Source organism: Marinovum sp. PR37 (assembly GCF_028807375.1).
GTDB classification, from domain to species: Bacteria; Pseudomonadota; Alphaproteobacteria; order Rhodobacterales; family Rhodobacteraceae; genus Marinovum; species Marinovum algicola.
The window spans coordinates 1-1409 of sequence record NZ_JARAML010000073.1 but is presented as its reverse complement, the minus strand read 5'-3'; the positions used below and the strand labels follow the sequence as shown (position 1 = coordinate 1409).

At 57.4% G+C, this 1409-nt stretch carries 2 protein-coding genes; both read left to right on the top strand.

Annotated features, from left to right (window positions below; genetic code table 11):
• Positions 1-194: 194 nt before the first annotated feature.
• Positions 195-692, top strand: a complete 498-nt coding sequence (locus tag PVW49_RS23665; protein ID WP_274591800.1) for a hypothetical protein — start codon at positions 195-197, stop codon at positions 690-692.
• Between the two features lie 77 nt (positions 693-769).
• Positions 770-1321: a hypothetical protein gene (locus PVW49_RS23660; RefSeq protein ID WP_274591799.1), complete on the top strand. Its 552-nt coding sequence runs from the start codon at positions 770-772 to the stop codon at positions 1319-1321.
• The last annotated feature ends 88 nt before the right edge of the window (positions 1322-1409 follow it).

Here is a 1409-nt window from a genome sequence, read left to right as displayed (position 1 = left end):
CTGTGAACCCTGACACTGACATCATGCCAGTGCGCGCCTTTGGTGCCTTTTTTTGCGCTTCGTGGTGCAGGTGAGCGAGACTTGGGCCCAAGGTGCACTCTCCGCTTCGAGCCCGAGGCAGACCTGCCTCGGCGACCAAATCGTTACATTTGTTGCGCACACAAGGTTTGCTGTTTAGCTTGCAGGCTGCAGGAGTGAGCGAATTGTTCAGACGAATTGTCATCTCATTAGCCGCAACGCTTTTCGTCACGTTCACCGGGCCGGGCGGTGCGAACGCCGAGGGCGTCCTTGATGGCCGTTCCTTTTCAGGCATGATCGGGCCGATTGAAAATCCCGACATGGAAGACAGCTTGTTTTTCAACGACGGCCAATTCTGGTCCGATATCTGTACGCGTTGCGGTTTCGTTCCGGGACCCTACCACACGGAAGAGACCGCCGAGGGCGTTCGCTTCACCGGTATGCTTGAAAGCGAAAGCCGTGGTCGTTTCGACTACGATGGGCTGGTAAAGGGCGACGGGTCAATCCGCGTTTCGATCACCTGGGAGCGTCGTCGATGGTACTGGACGTCCCGACGCGAGATCGTCTTCATCGGAGAATCCGCGTCAGCGCTCGAGACGGCTTCGCCTGCGGACATCCTTCAGGATATGCAGTTGATGGACCCGGACGGCAATCCGTTGTGCGCGCGGTTTTGAAAGGTTTTTGGGCAAGGCGAAGAGCAATTGCATTTTACGGCCTGCTCTTTCTGGGGGGCTGGTATCTGGGTGACCTGTTGAAGGACCTGACCGTTCCAGACATGCGCCCGATGAATGAGCCATTGATCCATCGGATTGTGATGACGGCATTCGTGGCATTCATCGTTCTCGCTGCTATCCCCTTTGTTCCGGGCGCGGAAATCGGATTCGCAATGCTCTTGTTGTTTGGTGGGCAAGTTGCACCGCTTGTTTACCTTGGGATGGTCAGCGCGCTGGTTCTGTCATTCGCTGTCGCGCGGTTGATACCCGCAACGATCCTCGCAGGTCTGCTGAACTGGCTTAGACTGACCAGGGCCGCGGACTTCGTCGCCGAATATGACGCCGCCGCCCCGGTTGACCGAATGGACGCGCTTTCCGGGATCATTCCGTCGAACCTCGGTCGAAGACTGATTGACAACAGGCACCTGCTGCTCGCCATAGCGCTCAACACACCGGGAAACTCGCTCCTCGGCGGCGGAGGTGGACTGGCGTTCATCGCGGGTGCCTCGCGGCTATATTCCTTTTGGCCTTTTCTGGCGGTGGTCATCTGTGCCGTTGCCCCGGTGCCATTGTTCTTCTACGTGGCCTGAAACTTCTGTCCGGCATGGTCCGATTGCGAACCTTTCGGCCAAATCTGTGGATCGGCATGCAAAATTGGCTCTGACGCACATCGTGTGA